At 74.4% G+C, this 18,765-nt stretch carries 16 protein-coding genes and 1 pseudogene; 14 read left to right on the top strand and 3 right to left on the bottom strand.

Going from position 1 to position 18,765, the window contains the following annotated elements:
- Window positions 1-219 precede the first annotated feature (219 nt).
- Complete coding sequence (locus IE94_RS0118340; protein WP_030185428.1) at window positions 220-591, top strand: hypothetical protein; 372 nt, start codon at window positions 220-222, stop codon at window positions 589-591.
- 45 nt (window positions 592-636) lie between these two features.
- On the opposite strand, the gene IE94_RS0118335 is transcribed toward IE94_RS0118340, so the two are convergent.
- Window positions 637-1,518: a Gfo/Idh/MocA family protein gene (locus IE94_RS0118335; RefSeq protein WP_030185425.1), complete on the bottom strand. Its 882-nt coding sequence runs from the start codon at window positions 1,516-1,518 to the stop codon at window positions 637-639.
- A 729-nt stretch (window positions 1,519-2,247) separates the two neighbouring features.
- On the opposite strand from IE94_RS0118335, the gene bdeA reads away from it, so the two are divergent.
- The 10 genes and pseudogenes from bdeA (at window position 2,248) to IE94_RS0118290 (ending at window position 14,138) form a co-directional block, all read left to right on the top strand.
- Window positions 2,248-3,180 (top strand): bis(hydroxyethyl) terephthalate hydrolase, encoded by a 933-nt coding sequence (bdeA, locus tag IE94_RS0118330; protein ID WP_030185421.1) that lies wholly within the window; start codon window positions 2,248-2,250, stop codon window positions 3,178-3,180.
- Between the two features lie 134 nt (window positions 3,181-3,314).
- Window positions 3,315-6,206, top strand: coding sequence for a helix-turn-helix transcriptional regulator (locus IE94_RS0118325; protein WP_030185419.1), 2,892 nt, complete (start codon window positions 3,315-3,317; stop codon window positions 6,204-6,206).
- A gap of 120 nt (window positions 6,207-6,326) precedes the next feature.
- Window positions 6,327-7,613, top strand: coding sequence for a PucR family transcriptional regulator (locus IE94_RS0118320; protein ID WP_030185417.1), 1,287 nt, complete (start codon window positions 6,327-6,329; stop codon window positions 7,611-7,613).
- Between the two features lie 632 nt (window positions 7,614-8,245).
- Window positions 8,246-9,037: an ABC transporter ATP-binding protein gene (locus tag IE94_RS0118315; protein ID WP_030185415.1), complete on the top strand. Its 792-nt coding sequence runs from the start codon at window positions 8,246-8,248 to the stop codon at window positions 9,035-9,037.
- A 47-nt stretch (window positions 9,038-9,084) separates the two neighbouring features.
- Window positions 9,085-9,531 (top strand): annotated as a pseudogene (locus IE94_RS41870) (ATP-binding cassette domain-containing protein); the annotation flags it as partial.
- Between the two features lie 63 nt (window positions 9,532-9,594).
- Window positions 9,595-9,831, top strand: coding sequence for an ABC transporter ATP-binding protein C-terminal domain-containing protein (locus IE94_RS41865; protein ID WP_425337973.1), 237 nt, complete (start codon window positions 9,595-9,597; stop codon window positions 9,829-9,831).
- Window positions 9,828-10,727 carry a branched-chain amino acid ABC transporter permease gene (locus tag IE94_RS0118305; protein WP_030185410.1) on the top strand — a complete coding sequence of 300 codons (900 nt, stop codon included), beginning with the start codon at window positions 9,828-9,830 and terminating at the stop codon, window positions 10,725-10,727. Before IE94_RS41865 ends, IE94_RS0118305 begins: the two co-directional genes overlap by 4 nt.
- Window positions 10,720-11,880: a branched-chain amino acid ABC transporter permease gene (locus IE94_RS0118300; protein ID WP_037922941.1), complete on the top strand. Its 1,161-nt coding sequence runs from the start codon at window positions 10,720-10,722 to the stop codon at window positions 11,878-11,880. The genes IE94_RS0118305 and IE94_RS0118300 overlap by 8 nt, the downstream gene beginning before the upstream one ends.
- Window positions 11,877-13,172 carry an ABC transporter substrate-binding protein gene (locus IE94_RS0118295; protein ID WP_030185406.1) on the top strand — a complete coding sequence of 432 codons (1,296 nt, stop codon included), beginning with the start codon at window positions 11,877-11,879 and terminating at the stop codon, window positions 13,170-13,172. The genes IE94_RS0118300 and IE94_RS0118295 overlap by 4 nt, the downstream gene beginning before the upstream one ends.
- Before the next feature lie 147 nt (window positions 13,173-13,319).
- Window positions 13,320-14,138 carry an SAM-dependent methyltransferase gene (locus IE94_RS0118290; protein ID WP_030185403.1) on the top strand — a complete coding sequence of 273 codons (819 nt, stop codon included), beginning with the start codon at window positions 13,320-13,322 and terminating at the stop codon, window positions 14,136-14,138.
- A gap of 91 nt (window positions 14,139-14,229) precedes the next feature.
- Here the strand turns inward: IE94_RS0118290 and IE94_RS0118285 are convergent, their stop codons facing one another.
- The gene (locus tag IE94_RS0118285; protein WP_030185401.1) at window positions 14,230-15,150 is read right to left on the bottom strand and encodes a helix-turn-helix domain-containing protein; all 921 of its coding nucleotides are present in this window, start codon (window positions 15,148-15,150) and stop codon (window positions 14,230-14,232) included.
- A 123-nt stretch (window positions 15,151-15,273) separates the two neighbouring features.
- Window positions 15,274-15,501 carry a DUF397 domain-containing protein gene (locus IE94_RS0118280; protein WP_030185398.1) on the bottom strand — a complete coding sequence of 76 codons (228 nt, stop codon included), beginning with the start codon at window positions 15,499-15,501 and terminating at the stop codon, window positions 15,274-15,276.
- A gap of 240 nt (window positions 15,502-15,741) precedes the next feature.
- Between IE94_RS0118280 and IE94_RS0118275 the strand changes: the two genes are divergently transcribed.
- The 3 genes from IE94_RS0118275 to IE94_RS0118265 all read left to right on the top strand — a co-directional run bounded on the left by IE94_RS0118275 (window position 15,742) and on the right by IE94_RS0118265 (window position 18,734).
- Window positions 15,742-16,209, top strand: coding sequence for an ATP-binding protein (locus IE94_RS0118275; protein WP_245235276.1), 468 nt, complete (start codon window positions 15,742-15,744; stop codon window positions 16,207-16,209).
- A 28-nt stretch (window positions 16,210-16,237) separates the two neighbouring features.
- Window positions 16,238-16,783 (top strand): hypothetical protein, encoded by a 546-nt coding sequence (locus IE94_RS0118270; RefSeq protein WP_030185393.1) that lies wholly within the window; start codon window positions 16,238-16,240, stop codon window positions 16,781-16,783.
- Window positions 16,784-16,964: 181 nt separating this feature from the next.
- Window positions 16,965-18,734, top strand: a complete 1,770-nt coding sequence (locus tag IE94_RS0118265) for an ABC transporter ATP-binding protein (RefSeq protein ID WP_030185391.1) — start codon at window positions 16,965-16,967, stop codon at window positions 18,732-18,734.
- Window positions 18,735-18,765 lie beyond the last annotated feature (31 nt).

Genomic DNA, 18,765 nt, shown 5'->3' with positions numbered 1-18,765 from the left:
CGATGGTACGCAGCACCGTCGGCCCCGCCAACCGTCCGCAGCCTGCGTCAAACCCGTTGGTCCAGGTGGGACTTGGAATGGGGGATGCCGTGCGGGGAACGCTTAACCGGTGTTCAAGGCGCCCCTAATCGTCGACGCGAGGCGGCGCGAGGCCCGTCGCCGGGTCGGATGGCATGCTGGCCCCCCGGTGACGGGCAGCGACGGTGCGACGGAGGCGGCATGGGATGCGAGGGCGAGGTCTGGCGTGTGCGCCGGGCACCGGAGGCGGGCCGGGCGGCCGACGCGGAGTGTGGCGACATCGGGGAGATCGTGATCGACGACGCCGGCTTCCCCTGGCTGTCCGGCCGGTTCCGCGCGGGTCCGGGCTACGGTGCCGTCCGTGATCTGTTCGCCCGCGAACTCGCCCTCGCGGAAGCGGACGACGCGGAGCACTGGACGCGCTGGGAGGCGGCCTACGCCGAGATCGAACGGCGGGTGCGGCTGGTGTCGCCCGAGGGCCCGGTGGCCGAGTTCCTGCTCCACATCAGGGGTGACCGGGCCTGGTTCCGGTGGAGCGACGAGCCCTTCGGGCGGGAACGGGCCCGGGACTGACCGAGCTCACCCCGGCGGCGTGGCGGCAGGCGGCGACTCGACAGGTCAGTGGGTCAGCAGGCCCTCGGCCTCGGCGAGGATCTCGGTGACCCGCAGCCCGAACGCGGCGTCGCACGGGTGCGGGCGTCCGCCCCCGGCGGCGGAGAGGAGCGCGTCCGCGGCCCGTCGCAGCGCGGGCACCGGACCTTCCGCGGTCTCCGGGAGCAGCGTCGCCCCCGCCCGGCCGCGCAGCTCCACCCCGGTCCCCGCCGCGGCGGGCGGCGCCGTCAGGCTGAGGGTGAGCGTGCTGGAGGCCCCGCCGGTGTGGTCGAGGACCAGGTGGACGGTGTCCCCGGGCCCCGGTGCGGCCGCCGCCACACGCCGGGCGTCACCGAGGACCGGCAGCAGCACGGAAAGGGCGTGCGGCCCCACGTCCCACAGGGCGCCCTTCTCCCGCCGCCACGGCGAGGCGGCGAACGGGCTGTCGCCGTCCCCGAACAGGGCGCCCAGCCAGTGCGCCCGTGCCGTGAACCAGCCGTCGTCGGCGGCCTGTTCGCTGATCCACGCTTCCGTCTCGGGCTGGAACCGGGTGGTGAAGAAGACCACCGAGGCGACGCCCGCCGTCCGCACCGCCTCCACCACGGCCCGCCCCTGCTCCACCGTCGTCGCGAGCGGCTTGTCGAGCAGCACGTGGCACCCGGCCCGCGCGGCGCGCACCGCCAGGTCGGCCTGCACGGCCGGGGGCAGCGCGACGGCGACGGCCTCCACGTCGGCCAGCAGGGCGTCGACGTCGTCGTAGGCCCGGGTGCCGTGCCGCTCTGCCAGCTCCTTGGCGGCGTCCGGGCGGCGGCCCCAGACCCCCACGAAGTCCAGGTCTTCGTGCCCGGCCAGGGCGGGGGCATGAGCCATGTCCGCCCAGGGGCCGGTGCCGAGAAGTCCGATGCGCATTCCGTCGCCTCTCCACGGCGGCGACCCGGTCAGGGCCCGCCGACGATCCTCCATGACGACCGGCGTGCGACAGCCCGGCCGACGCCGAGCGTGTCACACCGACCGGGTGTGCGGACAGGGGCAGGGGCGCCCGGGGCGCGGCGGAACGGTTCACCGGAGGGTCACGCCGCCTCACGGACGCGGGTGCGCGGCGCGCTCGGGGGCGGCCCCGCGCCGCTCCGACCCGCGCCCGGGACGCGGCCCCCGGGCCCCCGCACGGTCCCGGCCCTGGAATCCGCGCACGGTGCCGTAGTCCACGCTCCCGTGTCGGCGCCCACGGCCACGGCCCCGCGCCTTCACCGTCCTGGTTTCGAACCCGCGCCCGGCGTCCGCGCCCCGGCCCCCGCCCGTGCCGGCTCCCTCGCCCAACCGCCTCACGGTCCCGGCCCCCGACCTTGCGCCGGACGCCCCGCGCCCTCGGAAGGGCGGCCGTACCCCGGCGCCGCAGGGCGGCCGTACGCCGGCGCCGGTGGGCGGCCGTACGCCGGCGCCGGTGGGCGGCCGTACCCCGGCGTCGTACGAGACCGGTGATTCTGCCGATCCCCCCGCCCGCTCCGCCGCTCGACAGTGGCACGGCCAACCCATCGGCGAGGCCCGCCCGGCGGATGTCCCGGGACGCGACCCCACGCGTTCCGGGCCGTGTGCGATCACCGGGCGGCCGACTCGCCACGACCGAGAGGACCACCCCTCGTGCAGCAGAACCCCCACACCGACGCCGCCCCCAGGGCCGCGAGCCGCGCCTTCCACGGCACCAAGCGGCGACTCGCCGGACTGACGGCGACCGTGGCCGCGGTCGTCGCGCTCGGTACCCTCGGCGGCCCGGGCGCCCAGGCCGCCGACAACCCGTACGAGCGCGGACCGGCGCCCACCGAGTCCAGCATCGAGGCACTGCGCGGCCCCTACTCCGTGGCCGACACCAGCGTCTCCTCGCTCGCGGTCACCGGTTTCGGCGGCGGCACCATCTACTACCCGACCAGCACGAGCGACGGCACGTTCGGCGCCGTCGCGATCGCGCCCGGGTTCACCGCGTACCAGTCCTCCATGGCCTGGCTCGGCCCGCGGCTGGCCTCCCAGGGCTTCGTGGTGTTCACCATCGACACCAACACCACACTGGACCAGCCCGACTCCCGCGGCAGGCAGCTGCTGGCCGCACTGGACTACCTCACCGAGCGCAGCTCCGTCCGCGGCCGGATCGACAGCAGCCGCCTCGGCGTCATGGGCCACTCCATGGGCGGCGGCGGCACCCTGGAGGCCGCCAAGTCCCGCCCGTCGATCCAGGCGGCGATCCCCCTCACCCCCTGGAACCTGGACAAGAGCTGGCCCGAGGTCAGCACCCCGACGCTGATCGTCGGCGCCGACGGCGACACCATCGCCCCGGTGGCCTCGCACGCCGAGCCGTTCTACTCCAGCCTGCCCTCCGCGACCGACCGGGCCTATCTGGAGCTGAACGCCGCGACCCACTTCTCGCCCAACACGTCCAACACGACGATCGCGAAGTACAGCATTTCCTGGCTCAAGCGGTTCATCGACAACGACACCCGCTACGAGCAGTTCCTGTGCCCGCTGCCCAGGCCGAGCCTGACGATCGAGGAGTACCGGGGCAACTGCCCGCACGGTTCCTGAGCCCCGGTCCGCTGTGCCGGCGCACGACCGGGCTCGGAGCCGGTTGGGCGTCGGCACAGCACGCGTGCCGCCCGCCCGGGCATGGGCGGACCGGCACCTTCCGCCTCGGGTTACGCGCGCGTAACCTCCCCGGAATGACCGGAGAGACGACCGTACGTACGGCCGTGCGCATCCACGGCCGAAGCACGCAACGCAAGGCGCTGCGCGCGCTGTTGGACGAGCTGCCGAGCCATGGCGGCCAACTCCTCCTGGCCGGCGAACCCGGGCTCGGCCGCACCACCCTGCTCCAGTGGGCCGCCCGTTCCTTCCGGGCCGGGCCCGTGCTCCACCTCGGTCCGGGCCCGGGCAGGGCCGCGCACGTCACCGCCGAACAACTGCTCGGCACCCTGCGAACGGCGACCGCCGCGGCGCCCGCGCTGGTGTGTGCGGACGACGTCCACCTGTGGGACGGGCCGGCCCGGACGGCGCTCGGCCGCGCGGCGCGGCGCCTGCACGCCGCCGACCGGGTCGGTCTGCTGCTCTCCGTCGCCTCGGACCGCGCCGTCGACCCGGAGCTCGCCCCGCTGCCCGTCGTCCACCTGGACCCGCTGGCCCCGCCGAGGGCCGCCGCCCTGCTCGACGACGTGACCGACGGTGCCGCCGCCCCGGCCGTCCGCGAGCAACTCCTGGCCGAGGCGGAGGGGAACCCGGCCCTCCTCGTCGCCCTCGTGCGCCGGCTGTCACCCGCCGAACTGCGCGGACACCGGCCGCTGCCCCGCCCGTTGGCCGACGCCAGCGCCCTGGCCGAGACCGCGGGCGGCGCGCCGAGCGGCCCGTCCGACCACGCACGGGACCTGCTGCTGACGGTAGCGGCGGCCGGGCAGGCCGAGGACGGCACCGACGTCGACGCCGGCCTGGTCCACGACGCGCTGCGGCGCCTGCGGCCGGCTCCGGGACCCGACCCCCGCGCGGAACCGCTGCCCGAGCAACTCGTCCTGGCCGGCGACCGGCTCCGCTTCCGCAGTCCACTGGTCCGCCGCACGGTGCACGCCGCCGCCACCGTGGAGCGGCGCCGCGCCGTGCACCGCGCGCTGGCCGACGTGTGGGAGGGCGGTGGACACCGGCTCACGGGTCTGTTGCACCGCTCGTGGTCGCTGGGCGGCCCGGAGCCCCGGCCCGCGTCGTCGGACCGGCTCGCGGCGGAAGCGGCGGACCGGCTCGCGGCGGCGGCCGACGGCGCGGTGCCCGCCTCGCACCGACTGCGCGCGACCGCGTACACCCGGGCCGCCGAGCTGACGGCCGACGGCGCGCGGCGGGCCGAGCGCTACACCGCCGCGGCCGAGCAGGCCCTGCTCGCCGGGTGCCCCGAACGGGCCCGTTCCCTGCTCGCCGCGGCCCGTGAGCACGCCGCCCCCGCCGCCGTACGGGGGCGGGCGGAGCTGGTGCGCGGCGTGACGGAACTGAGGGACGGCCCGGTCGGCGACGCCCACCAGTCCCTGCTCCTGGCCGCCTCCCTGCTCACCACGGAGGCGCCCGCCGAGGCCGCGAACGCCGCACTGGCCGCCGCCGACGCGGCCTGGGCGGCCGGCGACCTGGCGGCGTGCCTGGCCACGCTCGCCCCCGGACCACCGCCCCGGACCGAGAATCCGGCGCACGGGAACGACGGGACGGAGGGGACGGAGGGGATGGAGGGAACTGACGGGACCGACGGGACTGACGGGACCGACCGGCCCGCCGCCCCCGACGGCGCCCGCGGTCCCGCGGCGCGCACGGCCGCCGTCGTACGGGACCACCGCGTCGGCATGCGGGCGCTGCTCGAAGGACGGCTCGACCGGGCCGGGACCCCGCTCGCGCAGGTGGTCGAGCGGGGCAGGACGGAGGAACGGCCGGAGGCGTTGCTGCGGTCGGCGGCGGCCGCGCTGCTGCTCGGGGACGTGGACGCCGCCCGCAGCGGCGGAGCCCGGGCCCTGGCCGCCGCCCGGCAGCTCGGGTCGGACGCGCTGGTGCCGAAGGCACTGGAGTACCTCGCCTACGCCGAACTGCGCGCCGGCCGGCACCCGCAGGCCCGCACCCACGCGGAGGAGGGGCTGCGCACCGCGCTGCGGGCCGGACAGGGCAACACCGCCGCCCACCACCGGGCGGTGCTGGCGCTCGCCGCGTCGATCGAGGAGGAACCGGACGTCGTCACCCGGCACGTCACGGCCGCGCTGGACACCGCCCGCCGGCACGGACTGGCCCAGGCGGCCACCCTCGCGCAGTGGGCGGCGGCCCGCGCCGACCTCGGCCGGGGGCGCCCCTTCGACGCCGCCGACCGGCTCGGACTCCTGGTCCTGCCCGGGCCGGGGCGGGGCCACTTCGCGGTGTGGCGGCTGGTCGTGCCCTGCTTCGTGGAGGCCGCGGTGCTGGCCTCACGCCACGAGGACGCCCGTACGGTCCTCCCGGACTTCGCCGACTGGGCGGGGTTCGGCGCCGACCCGCAGGCCGCCGCCCAACTGGCCCGCTGCCACGCCCTCCTCGCCCCCGCCGAGCACGCCGACGACCTCTACCGCCGTGCCCTCGCCCGGCACGAAGAGGCAGGCGGCGACTTCGAGCGGGCCCGCACCGCGCTGCTGTACGGCAAGTGGCTGCGCAGGCGCCGCAGACCGCGCGAGGCCCGCGGCCGGCTCGGGACCGCGCTGGCCGGCTTCGAGCGCTGCGGCGCCGGCGTCTGGGCCGCCCAGGCACGCGACGAACTCCGCGCCCTCGGGGCCGCCCCGCAGGACGACGGCGCCGGAAAGCCGAACCGCCTCGGCCGCCTGACCCCGCAGCAACTGCGCATCGCGCGGCACGTCGCCGAGGGCGCCACCAACCGGGAGGTCGCGCTGGCCCTGGGCGTGAGCACCCGTACCGTCGACTACCACCTCCGCAAGGTGTTCGCCGCACTCGGCGTGCGTTCCCGTCTGGAGCTGGCCCGCATGGTGGGGCAGGCCGAACAGGCCCAGGACGCTCAGGGGGCCCGAGGGGTCCGCCGGGCCGGGCACCACGAAAAGACCGGTGCACAACACTAGGGACCGACCGGACGGTATGCCATCCTTCGGGGCAGGACGAGTCAGGGGGCAGGCCCGGCGCGGCGGGACGGCCCGTCGCGGCGCGGCGCCTCCACCAGCCCTGCCCCGGGGAGGACCGCGATGCAGCACGCCGTACGGTCACGAGCAGTGATCCGCACCGGGCTGACGCCCGTTCCACGCCCGCGGACACCCGGCGTCACGTCGTTGATCGACGCCGACGCCCTGCGTGTCCTGCACCGGGCCGCCCGTGCCCTGCTCGACGACCTCCCCGACCTGACCGACCGGCTGATCGCCCTGCTGCGGGAGCAGGAGCCCGCGTACCGGGCCGCCCTTGCGAAGGACCCCGCCGCCACCTGGCAGGAGGCCCACCGCTCGCTGCGGCACAGCGTGGCCTCGCTGCTCGACCCGCGCGGCGCCCGGGACGCGGCCCGCCGGTGCTCCTGGCGGATCGGCGCCGCCCGCGCCGAGCAGGGGCTCCCGCTGGACGCGCTGCTGCACGCCTTCCGCCTGGGCGGCTCGCTGGTGTGGCAGCGGCTGGTCGAGGAGACGTCCAGGGCCGCGCCGGAGGACGTGCGGCTCCTCGTGCACGTGGCCGCCGACGTGTGGAACTTCGTCGACGAGCACTGCACCCTCGTCGCGGACGCCTACCGGCAGACCGAGTGGCAGCTCGGCCGGCGCCGCGAGAACCGGGCCCGGCTGCTGGCGGCCGGCCTGCTCGACGGCACCGGCCGCATCGCCGATCTCCCCGAGGCCGCCCGGGCCCTCGACCTCCCCGAACAGGGCCGGTACGTCGTCGTCGCCGTCACCGGCGGCCCGCCGGCCCGGTCCGCCGCGGCCCGCGCCGCCGCCGTACCGCCCGGGGGCCACGTCCACTGGCACGCCGGGGCGGAGGCCGACTACGGCATCGTCCTGGTCGGCGCCCACGGCGAGGGGCTCCCGGACCCGGACGAGATCGACACCGCGCCCGAAGCCCCGGTTCCGGGGCTCCGGATCGGCGTCGGCAGCCCGGTCGACGGACTCGCCGCCGTGGGGGACGCCCGCAGGTTCGCGGACACCGCCCTGGCCATCTGCCCGGTGGCGGGCGGCACCGTGCGCCTGGCCGACCATCTCCCGGCCGCCCTGGTCGTCTCCAGCCCCGAGATGGGCCGGGCGCTCGCCGAGAAGGTGCTCGGCCCGCTGCTCCGTCTGGAGCCCGCCGACCGCGAGGTGCTCCTCGACACCCTCACCACCTGGCTCGACTGCGACGGTTCGGCCCAGCGTGCGGGCGAGCGCCTCTACTGCCACCGCAACACGGTCCTCAACCGCCTCCGCCGCTGCGAACAGCTCACCGGGCGCTCCCTGGCCCGCCCGGCCGACGTCGTCGAGTTCAGCCTGGCCCTGACGGCCCGACGGGTCCTGCGCGACTGAGCGCGGGCGCGGGGCACGACGTCCCCGCGAGCAGCGCAGCCACCGGGCCGCCACGGCGTGCCCCGGTCCCGCACACCTGCGCCCTGCCCCTCACACCGGCGCCCTGTCCCGCCCTCCGGCTCACCCTTCCCGCGTCGGTGCCGTCGACTCCGGCTCGGCCGCGACGATCCGGCGGCGGATGGCCCACGGCTGGGCGGCGGGACGGGCGGGGTCCGTGAGCGTCGGGACCGCAACCGGTACGGTCCCGCTCGGCGCACCGTGCGGGCCGCCCCGGAGCCGCCCCGGAGCCACGCCGGATCCGCGCCGGGGCCGCGCCGGAGCCACGCCGGATCCACGCCGGGGCCGCGCCGGATCCGCTCCGGGGCCGGTGCCCGCGGTGCTTCCCGGACGCCCGGGACGCCAGGACGCCGGACGCCGGACGCCGGGTGACAGCACCGCGCACCGCGAGGGCGGGCGCCCGGAAGCCGGTCCCGCACCGTCCGCTGGGCATCCGCACAGACTCGCCGCCCCCGGACTGGGACACCGCAGCGACCCTGCCCGGCCCCCCTGTACGGCCCCCCGTGCCCGTGCTGTCGTGAGCTCCCCCCTTCACCGTCACCGCGCCGTTCCCGGCCCGGTCCCAAGGAGCCGCGATGCCCGCAGCACCACCGGACGGCGCACCCGCGCTGCACGTCGAGAGCCTCGACGTGACGTACGGGCGCGCCCTGTCCGCCCTCCGCTCCGTGTCCCTGACCGTCCCGCACGGCGCCGTCGTCGCCCTGCTCGGAGCCAACGGCGCCGGCAAGACGACGCTGCTGCGGGCCGTCTCGGGCACCCTGCGCCTGCACCGCGGTGCGATCACGGCCGGCCGGGTCCGCTACGGCGACACGGTCCTGGACGGCCGGGACCCGGTCGCCGCCGTGCGCGCCGGAGTCGTCCAGGTGCCCGAGGGCAGGCGGGTGTTCGCCGGACTCACCGTCGACGAGAACCTGCGGGCCGGCGGGCTCGGCCTCAACCGCCGGGCCCCCGCCCAGGTCCGCGAGGCCAGGGAGCGCGTCTTCACGCTGTTCCCGCGACTCGCCGAGCGCACCCGCCAGGCCGCCGGCCTGCTGTCCGGCGGGGAGCAGCAGATGCTGGCCATCGGCCGCGCCCTGATGGCCGCCCCGCGCCTGCTCCTCCTCGACGAGCCATCGCTCGGGCTCGCCCCGATGATGGTCGACCGCATCGCCGAGGTCGTCCGAGAGATCAACGCCCAGGGCACCGCCGTCCTCCTCGTCGAACAGAACGCCGGCATGGCCCTCTCCCTCGCCGGACAGGCCCACGTCCTGGAGGTCGGCGAGATCCGGCTGTCCGGCGACGCCGCCGACCTCGCGCGGACGGACGCCGTACGCCGTCTCTACCTGGGCGAGACCACCGACGGCGCCGACGGCAAGGGGGCCGCGTGACCACCCCCGCCGCCGCACCGCCCGCGCTCGACGTGCGCGGCGTCACCGTGCGCTTCGCCGGTCTCCTCGCCCTCGACGACGTCTCCTTCACCGTCGCCCCCGGCACCGTGCACGCCGTCATCGGCCCCAACGGCGCCGGCAAGTCCACCTGCTTCAACGTCCTGTCCGGCCTGTACCGCCCCGCCGCCGGTTCGGTACGGCTCGGCGCCGCGGAACTGACCCGGCTCGCCCCGCACCGGATCGCCGCGCTGGGCGTCGCCCGCACCTTCCAGAACATCGTCACCACCCAGGGCACCGTCGCCGACAACCTCATGCTCGGCCGGCACGCCCTGTCCCACGCCGGTTTCGCCGCCAGCGCGCTGCGCCTGCCGCGCGCCGTGCGCGAACAGCGCGCCCACCTCGCCAAGGCCCGCGAGATCGCCGAACTCACCGGCCTCGGCGCCCACTTCGACTCACCCGTCGCGCTGCTGTCCTACGGCGACCGCAAACGCGTCGAACTCGCCCGCGCCCTCTGTCTGGAGCCCCGTGTACTGCTGCTCGACGAACCCGTGGCCGGCATGAACGCCGCCGAACGCGTCCGCATGACCGAGGTGGTCCGGGAGATCCGCGCCGAACTCGGCCTCTCCGTCGTGCTGGTCGAGCACGACATGGGCCTGGTCATGCGGCTCGCCGACGAGGTCACCGTCCTCGACTTCGGCCGGGCCATCGCCCACGGCACCCCCGACCGGGTCCGGCGCGACCCCGAGGTGCTGCGCGCCTACCTCGGCACCACCTCGGGGGAGGACGCGGCGTGACCGGCTTCCTCGACAGTCTGTTCAACGGCCTTGCCCTGGGCTCCGTGTACGCCCTGATCGCCCTCGGCTTCGTCACCATCTTCAAGGCCTCCGGAGTCCTGAGCTTCACCCACGGCTCGCTGCTGCTGCTCGGCGGGTACCTCGTCGCCGTCCTCCACGACGACCTCGGCTTCGCCGGGGCACTGGCGGTCGCGGTCCTGGTGACGGCGGCCGTCGCCGGGGTGCTGGACCGGCTGGTGCTGCAACGCGTCGGGGGCAGCGACCCGCACGCCGCGCACATCCAGACCATCGTCACCATCGGCATCGACATCGTCCTGGTCACCGACCTCGCCCGGCGCATCGGCGGTGACCTGCTGCCGCTCGGCGATCCGTGGGGGGACGCGGTGACGGACCTGGGTCCGGTGACCGTGGCCGACAGCCGCGTCGCCGCGATCCTGGTGTCCGCCGTCGCCATCGGCGGTGCCTTCGCCCTCTTCCGGTTCACGCCCTGGGGCCTGTCGCTGCGCGCGGCGGCCGAGGACCGCGAGGCCGCCGCCCTCATGGGCGTACGGCTCACCCGGGTGCGCACCGTCGCCTGGTGCCTGGCCGGCGGTCTCGCCGCACTCGCCGCCGTCTTCCTCGTCGCCTTCCCGGCGCCCGGCCTGGAGCGCACCACCGGGCAGATCGCGCTGAAGGCCTTCCCGGCCGCCATCCTCGGCGGCATGACCTCCCCGGTCGGTGCTCTGGTCGGCAGCATGCTGATCGGCCTCACCGAGGCCTTCGTCGCCGGATACCAGTCCGACCTGCACGTGCTGGGCGAGGGCTTCGGGGACGTCGCGCCGTACGCCGTGATGGTGCTCGTCCTGCTGGTGCGCCCCGCCGGACTCTTCGCGGCCAAGGGAGCGGCCCGTGTCTGACCTGCGACCCCTCCTGCGCACGTGCGGCCCGTACCTGCTGACCGCACTGCTCCTGTGCGCCCTGCCCTTCTACCTGGACGCCTTCTGGCTGCGCATCGGCCTGTTCTCCATGGCCGCGGCCATCGGCGCGGTGGGGCTCGGCCTGCTCAGCGGCACGGCCGGACAGCTCTCCCTCGGGCACGCCTTCTTCCTCGCCGTCGGCGCCTACGGCTACGTCTGGCTGGCGGGCGAGCCGGGGCCCGGACTGCCGCCCGCCCTCGCCGTCGTCCTCGCCGTACTCCTCGCCGGGGCGGCGGGCGGGCTGTTCAGCCCCGTCGCCGGCCGCGTGAAGGGCGTCTACCTCGGCGTGGCCACCCTCGCCCTGGTCTTCCTCGGCCACCACGTCCTGCTCACCGCGGACTCCGTCACCGGCGGCTTCAACGGCCGCTCGGTGCCGCCGCTGGAGCTGGGCGGCTTCACCTTCGCCGAGTCGGATCCCGAACTCACCGTCCTGGGCGTGCCGTTCGGCGGCGAGGAACGGCTCTGGTACCTGGGCCTCGCCCTGTTCGCCCTCACCTGGTTCACCGCGCGCGGACTGCTGCGCGGACGCCCCGGACGAGCCCTGGTGGCGCTGCGCGACAGCGAGACCGCGGCATCCGTGATGGGCGTGCACGTGGCCCGGTACCGCTCCGCCGCCTTCGTCCTCTCGTCGATGTACGCCGGCCTTGCCGGCGTCCTGCTCGCGCTCTCCTTCCGCCGCGTGGTGCCCGACTACTTCTCCCTCGCCCTCTCCGTCGACTACCTCGCCATGATCGTCATCGGCGGTCTCGGCTCGGTGGCCGGAGCCACCGCCGGAGCCGTCTTCGTCACCGCGCTGCCCCTGCTGATGACCCGCTACGCCGACCAACTGCCCCTGGTGGCGGCGCCCGGGTCCGGCGGCGGCTCGATCGGTCCGACCGAGGCGTCCCGCTACCTCTACGGCGCGGCGATCGTCGTGATCCTCCTCTACGCCCCCGACGGCCTGCACGGACTGGCCCGCCGCACCCGGGCCCGCCTGCGCCGCCGCCCACCCGTCACCGGACCACCCGGCACCGGGCCCTCGCCCGGCCCCGCCGGCGCCACCACCACCGACACCTCCGACACCACCGCACGAGCCAAGGAGCACACCCCGTGAACGTCACGCACCCCAGGCCCCGCACCGCCCGGACCGCTGCCCGGACCGCCGCCCTGGCCGCGGCACTGGCCGCCGTGCTGCTCGCGGGCACCGCCTGCAGCTCCAAGGCGGACGGCGGGAGCACCGACGATGCCGCCGCCGACGGCGTCAAGTCCGGCCCCGGAATCAGCGACAAGACCATCAGACTGGGCGCGCTGACCGACCTCACCGGCCCCTACGCCACCCTCGGCAAGAGCATCGTGCAGGCCCAGCAGATGTGGGCCGACGAGACCAACGCCGCGGGCGGCATCTGCGGACGCGAGGTGGAGATCGTCGTCAAGGACCACGGCTACGACGTGCAGAAGGCGGTCACCGCCTACGCCGACATCGCCCCGGACGTCGTCGCCCTGCCCCAGGTGATCGGCTCCCCGGTGGTCGCCGCCCTGCTCGACGACATCGAGCGGGACCACATGCTGACCTTCCCGCAGGCCTGGGCGGCCAGCCTGCTGGGCCGGGACTCCGTCCAGGTCCTCGGCACCACCTACGACCTCGACATGATCGCCGCCGTCGACTTCCTCACCCGCGCCAAGAAGATCGCCAAGGGCGACACGATCGGTCACGTCTACTTCGAGGGCGACTACGGCGCCAACGCGCTGGAGGGCTCCGAGTGGGCCGCCGAACAGGCGGGGATGAAGGTCGCCGGCCAGAAGATCAAGGCCACGGACACCGACCTGACCGCGCAGGTGTCCGCGCTGAGCAAGGCCGGGGTGAAGGCGATCCTCATCAGCGCGGGCCCCGCCCAGACCGCCTCCCTCGCCGGCGTGGCCGCCGCCCGCGGCCTGAAGGTGCCGATCGTCAGCAGCGCGCCCGGCTACGCGCCGCAGCTGCTGAAGACCCCCGCGGCGGCGGCGCTGGAGGCCATGGTCCACGTCGTCAGCGCCGCACCGGCGGTCAGCTCCGACCTGCCCGGCGTCAAGAGGATGGTCGCCTCCTACCAGAAGGCGTACCCGGGCGAGCCCGTCGACTCCGGCGTCCTCTCCGGGTACAACGCCGCCCAGCTGACCGGCGCCGACCTGAAGAAGGCCTGTGAGGGCGGCAGCCTCGCCCGTCAGGACGTGGTCAAGGCGCACCGTTCGCAGAAGAACGCCGACACCGGGCTCGGCACCCCGCAGGACTTCACCCTCGTGACCGCGCCGGCCAGCCGCTCCACGTATGTGCTGAAGCCCGACGCCAAGGCGGTGGGCGGCCTGGTCGGCGTGGAGGAGGCCCACAAGGCGCCCGGCGTGGACGCGTATATGGCCGGACGCGGCTGACCCGATCGAGTGGCCGTCAACTGAGCCGACCGGCAACAGGTTTGACGGCCACATGATCCGGCCCCTGGTTTGGCTGACCACTACGTCTTTAGGATGTACTGTCTGTCATGCCAGTCCAGTTGGCGCCGGTACGGAGCTGGGGGAACGATGCAAGCCGACAAGCAGCTGTCCACGGAGATCGACGCCAACGTGCCCACAGCGGCCCGTATGTACGACTTCTACCTGGGCGGCAAGGACAACTACGCGGCCGACCGCGCGGCCGTGGGCGAACTCGACAAGGTCGTCCCCAGCACGCGTCGGCTGGCACTGAACAACCGTCGTTTCCTCCAGCGGGTCGTCCGGGTCCTCGCCGAGGACTACGGCATACGTCAGTTCCTCGACCACGGCTCCGGCCTGCCCACGCAGGACAACGTGCACCAGGTCGCCCAGCGCGTCGCCCCCGAGTCGCGCGTCGTCTACGTCGACAACGACCCGATGGTTCTGGTCCACGGCCGGGCCCTGCTCGACCAGAACGACCAGACCGCCGTCATCCACGCCGACATGCGTGCCACGGAGGAGATCTTCTCCCACCCGGACACCCAGCGGCTGATCGACTTCTCGCAGCCGGTCGCCGTCCTGTTCAACTCGGTGTTCCACTGCATTCCGGACAGTGACACGGACGGGCCCAAGGCGGTCGTCCGCCGGGTGACCGAGCGGCTGGCGCCCGGGAGTTTCGCCGTGATGTGCCAGTTGGTCAGCGAGGATGCCGAGGTGCGGAAGTTCGTCACGGACTTCATGGACAAGGCGACGCAGGGCCACTGGGGCCGGGTGCGTGAGCCCAAGGACGTCGAGGCCCTCTTCGAGGGCATGGACATCCTGGAACCGGGTCTGGTGGAGGTCTCCACCTGGCGTCCGGACACCGAGGTGGCGCCGCGTCAGCTCACCGACGAGTGGATCGAGTTCGGCGGTCTGGGCCGTCTGCGCTGACCGGGGACGAGCCGAGCAGGTCACCCACGACGGAGGAGGGGCCACACGCACCGCGTGTGGCCCCTCCTCCGTCGTGGCGTGGTGGGTGCCGTCACGGCGCGGGATAGCGCATGGCCATCGTCTCGCGCAACCGCTCCAGTGACGCGCGCGGAGTCAGCGCCTCGTCGGCCAGCCGGTCCAGCGCGACCCGGTACTGCTCCGTCTCGTCCCGGTCCTCCAGGAAGTTGGCGCTCCCGATGTGCTCCAGATAGACCACGTCCGGCAGATCGGCGCCGCCGAAACGCAGGTAGGTGATGGGGATCGCGGGCGCCGACGCGTTCGTCACGTCCAGCGGCACGATCTGCAGCGTCACATGGGGCCGCTTCGCCATCGTGACCAGGTGGTCGAGCTGCTCGCGCATGACCTCGCGGCTGCCCAGCACCCGCAGCAGGACCGACTCGTCGATGATCGCCCACAGCTGCGGCGCGTCCCTGCGGTCCAGCAACGCGGCCCGGTGCTTGCGCAGTTCGACGCGGCGCCGGACCTCGGCCGCGGTGGCGTTGGGCAGACCGCGCTCGACCACGGCCTGTGTGTAGGCCTCGGTCTGGAGCAGCCCGGGGACGTACTGGATCTCGAAGGTCCGGATGGTCGCCGCGGCCTCCTGGAGGCCGACCAGGCGGTCGAACCACTCGGGCATCAGGCGCTTGTCGTACCGCTGCCACCAGCCCGGTTCGCCCGCGCGCTGCAACAGCTTGAGCAGCACCGAGGCCTCGTAGGCGTCGGTGCCGTACCGCGTGAGCAGGGCGCGGACGTCGTTCTCCGAAGGGGGCCTGCGGCCCTTGCCCGACTCGATGCGCGAGAGCTTCGCGGCACTGAAGCCCAGTTCCCGTGCCGCCTGGTCCTGGGAGAGGCCGGCATCCTCGCGAAAACCCGCCAGCTGTACGCCGACGAGCATCTTGAGGAGTGTCGGAGCCGGCTCGGCCCGGTCCAGGTAGGGTTCGAGACGGGAGATGCGATGCGGCGCGGCGGACATCCTGGCTCCCAGCAGACCGGCAGACTTGAAGAAAACACTATCTCATCCGGTCGGTGTCCGCCGCATCCGCCCGTGGGAATCGGGTAGTTGGGCTCCGCTTCCGGGCCGCCGCGACGCCCCGGCCTACACCAGGTGGTCGAACTCGCCCTCCTTCGCCCCCGCGAGGAACGCTGCCACTTCCGCCGGAGTGTAGACGAGCGCGGGGCCGTCGGGGTCGCGGGAGTTGCGCATCGCGATGCCTCCGTCGACGAGGGCGACCTCGACGCAGTTGCCCTCGGCGTTGCTGTGCCGGCTCTTCTTCCAGCAGGCGTTCAACTGGCTGGCCTGCACTCCGTTGCGCACTGGTGGCACCGCGGTCTCCTTGCTGTCCGGGGGAGCGGACCGAGTCGTGCCGGTCCCCGAGCGCCCCCATCCGACTTTTTTCGCGCAATTTCTCGTGCAATTGCACGCGAGCGCTCTCAGCGTGGATAATAGCCGTGGCGTCAACCCCCCGGTTGAGGCCCCGTCCTGACGTCGCATCAGGGAGATGCTGTGCCGTCACCTGCGCATCCAACGCTCCGGTCGCCCGGCGAACCCGTGTCGGAGGCAGGAGTGACGAGCCGCTCCGAAGGGCTCCCGTACGCGGGGCGCCCCGTCCTCGGCGGTCGCCCGTCCGCCGCCGCGCTGCGCGTCGCGTGCAGCGGGGAGGGGTTCGCCCGGGCGCGGGGCTTCACGCGGGACACACTGCGCGGGTGGTCGCTCGACCACCGCGGTGACGACGCGGTCCTGGTGGTCACCGAACTCGTCTCCAACGCCGTGACGCACGCGGTGCCTTCGCCGGCGGCCGGCGTACCGGAGATCAGGCTCGGACTGGCTCTGGACTCCGGCGACCTGACGCTGACCGTCTCCGACCCCGGGGACGACATGCCCGTGTTCCACCCGTCCGACGGCTCCGCACTCCGGGAGCACGGACGCGGCCTGTGCATCGTCGACGCCCTCGCCAAGGAGTGGGGCTGGACCCCGCGCCCCCCGGCGGGCAAGACGGTCTGGGCCACGTTGTCGACCCGCCCCCTCACCTGACCCGACTGCCGCGGAAGGGCCCCACACCATGCGCAGCGCTCCGACACCCGAGCCGAGCATCCAGCGCACCGACCGTCAGACGTCGCCCGGCTCCCCCCGCACCACCACCCTGCTCGCAGGCCTCGACGGGGTGCCCTGGAGCGACATCCAGGACTCCACCGGTTCGGCGGCGGCCATCCCCCGGCTGCTGCGCAAGGTGGCCCGGGGCGACGCCGAGACCGCCCGCGCCGCCCTCGGCGACCTGCGCAAGCGCATCTGCCAGTACGGCTTCGTCGTCGAGCAGGCGACCGCCGCGACCGTTCCCTTCCTGTGGGAGCTGGCGCAGCGGCCCCAGGTGAGCTGCCGGGCGCAGATCATCCAGCTGCTCAAGAACATCGCCGACGCCCGGCAGTGGGAGACCACCGCCACCGCCTACCCCAAGCTGCTCAACCACCGTGAGAACCCGGTGGCCTGGGAGCGCGCGGCGCGGCAGGCCGTCCGCGCCCGCCGGGACGGTCTCGAGCGGCTGCTGGCCGAGGACGACACCGAGATCACGCGCGCCACCACCGAACTCGCCCGCACCCTCGGCGACTGAGCCCGCCTCTCGGCGACCGAGCCCCGCGCCCTCGGAGACCGGGACCCGCGCCCTCCACGGGGGAGAAGGCGCGGGTCCCCCTTCCGAGGCGCGGAACGGTGTGGCGTACTTCCGGCCGACCGGGTAGGAAAGCGCGGGAAGTAAGCGCTTGCCCCACTCGGTCACCAGGAGGACCACGCCGATGGCGTCGTCGATGGAAAAGCCGCTCGATCACCGCTACCGGGGCGAACACCCGATACGCACACTCGTCTACCTGTTCCGCGCCGACCGCCGCCGCCTGGCCGGCGCGGTCGCCGTCTTCACCGTCAAGCACAGCCCCATCTGGCTGCTGCCCCTGATCACCGCGTCCATCATCGACACCGTCGTGCAGCACGGTCCGATCGAGGACCTGTGGACCAGCACCGGGATCATCATGTTCATCCTGGTGGTCAACTACCCGCTGCACCTGCTCTACGTCCGACTCCTGTACGGCAGCGTGCGCCGCATGGGCACCGCACTGCGGTCCGCGCTGTGCACCCGCATGCAGCAGCTCTCCATCGGCTACCACTCGCGGGTGAGCGCGGGCGTCCTGCAGGCCAAGGTGGTCCGCGACGTGGAGACGGTGGAACAGATGGTGCAGCAGACCGCCGAGACCGGGCTCGGCGCCTTCACCGTGCTCACCGGCGGCCTCGTCATCATCGCCGTGCGCACCCCGGAGTTCCTGCCGGTCTTCCTCGTCGTCGTCCCCGCCGCCTCGCTGCTGGTGGCCCGCCTGCGTGCCCGGCTGCGCACCCACAACGAGCACTTCCGCCACGAGGTCGAGACCCTGTCCTCACGGGTCACGGAGATGACCCGGCTCATCCCGGTCACCCGCGCCCACGGCCTGGAGGGCAAGGCGCTGCGCCGCATGGACGGCACCCTGGACCGGCTGCTGACCTCCGGGATGCGCCTCGACCTCGTCAACGGGCGCTTCGGCTCGCTGTCCTGGGTCGTGCTCAACGTGGTCGGCGTCCTGGTGCTGGCGGGCGCCGCGCTGGTCTCGTACTACGACGTCTGGGGAGTCACCGCCGGCGACGTCGTGATGCTCAGCGCCTTCCTGACCACCCTCACCAACTCCACGACGACCTTGGCGGGCCTGGCCCCGGTCATCACCAAGGGCCTGGAGTCCGTCCGTTCGGTCGGCGAGGTGCTCCAGGCCCCCGAACTGGAGGACAACGAGGGCAGGACGGAGCTGACCTCGCTGCGCGGAGCCGTCACCTTCGAGGGGGTCGAGCACCTCTACGACAGCGACGGGCGGCCCGCGGTCAGCGACTTCACCCTCCGCGTCGAACCGGGCGAGACCATCGCCCTGGTGGGCGCGTCCGGCGCGGGCAAGTCCACCGTGCTCAACCTGGTGATCGGCTTCCTGCGCCCGACCTCGGGCCGGCTGCTGCTGGACGGCATCGACATGAACACCCTCGACCTGCGCACCTACCGGCGCTTCGTCTCGGTGGTGCCGCAGGAGTCCATCCTGTTCGACGGCACGATCCGGGAGAACGTCGCCTACGGCATGGACGACGCCGACGAGGAAACCGTGCGCCGGGCCCTGCGCGACGCCAACGCCCTGGAGTTCGTCGACCGGTTGCCGCGCGGCCTGGACACCCTGGTCGGGGAGCACGGGGCGCGGCTGTCCGGCGGGCAGCGCCAGCGCCTGGCCATCGCCCGCGCCCTGATCCGGGACCCTCGGGTGCTGATACTCGACGAGGCCACCTCGGCGCTGGACACCCGCTCGGAGGCGCTCGTCCAGCAGGCGCTGGCCCGGCTGCTGCGCGGGCGCACCACGTTCGTCGTGGCGCACCGGCTGTCCACGGTGCGGGGCGCGGACCGGATCGTGGTGATGGGCGACGGCCGGATCCAGGAGACCGGCACCCATGAGGAACTGCTGGCCGGGGGAGGGGCGTACACCGCGCTGCACAGCGGCCAGGTCGCCTGAGCGGCGGCCGCGACCCCTCCCGGTGACGGGT

The sequence above is a fragment of the Streptomyces violaceorubidus genome (assembly GCF_000717995.1).
Taxonomy (GTDB): domain Bacteria; phylum Actinomycetota; class Actinomycetes; order Streptomycetales; family Streptomycetaceae; genus Streptomyces; species Streptomyces violaceorubidus.
Note: the sequence above shows the minus strand (reverse complement) of the source record. Positions and strands in the feature narration are given on the sequence as shown.

What these genes read in the sequence shown, in the direction of transcription:
- IE94_RS0118290 (WP_030185403.1), top strand. Translation starts at nt 13,320, where the DNA reads ATGCAAGCCGACAAGCAGCTGTCCACGGAGATCGACGCCAACGTGCCC.
- IE94_RS0118335 (WP_030185425.1), bottom strand. Translation starts at nt 1,518, where the DNA reads ATGCGCATCGGACTTCTCGGCACCGGCCCCTGGGCGGACATGGCTCAT.
- IE94_RS0118340 (WP_030185428.1), top strand. Translation starts at nt 220, where the DNA reads ATGGGATGCGAGGGCGAGGTCTGGCGTGTGCGCCGGGCACCGGAGGCG.
- IE94_RS0118265 (WP_030185391.1), top strand. Translation starts at nt 16,965, where the DNA reads ATGGCGTCGTCGATGGAAAAGCCGCTCGATCACCGCTACCGGGGCGAA.
- IE94_RS0118285 (WP_030185401.1), bottom strand. Translation starts at nt 15,150, where the DNA reads ATGTCCGCCGCGCCGCATCGCATCTCCCGTCTCGAACCCTACCTGGAC.
- IE94_RS0118325 (WP_030185419.1), top strand. Translation starts at nt 3,315, where the DNA reads ATGACCGGAGAGACGACCGTACGTACGGCCGTGCGCATCCACGGCCGA.
- IE94_RS0118270 (WP_030185393.1), top strand. Translation starts at nt 16,238, where the DNA reads ATGCGCAGCGCTCCGACACCCGAGCCGAGCATCCAGCGCACCGACCGT.
- IE94_RS0118320 (WP_030185417.1), top strand. Translation starts at nt 6,327, where the DNA reads ATGCAGCACGCCGTACGGTCACGAGCAGTGATCCGCACCGGGCTGACG.
- IE94_RS41865 (WP_425337973.1), top strand. Translation starts at nt 9,595, where the DNA reads ATGAACGCCGCCGAACGCGTCCGCATGACCGAGGTGGTCCGGGAGATC.
- IE94_RS0118315 (WP_030185415.1), top strand. Translation starts at nt 8,246, where the DNA reads ATGCCCGCAGCACCACCGGACGGCGCACCCGCGCTGCACGTCGAGAGC.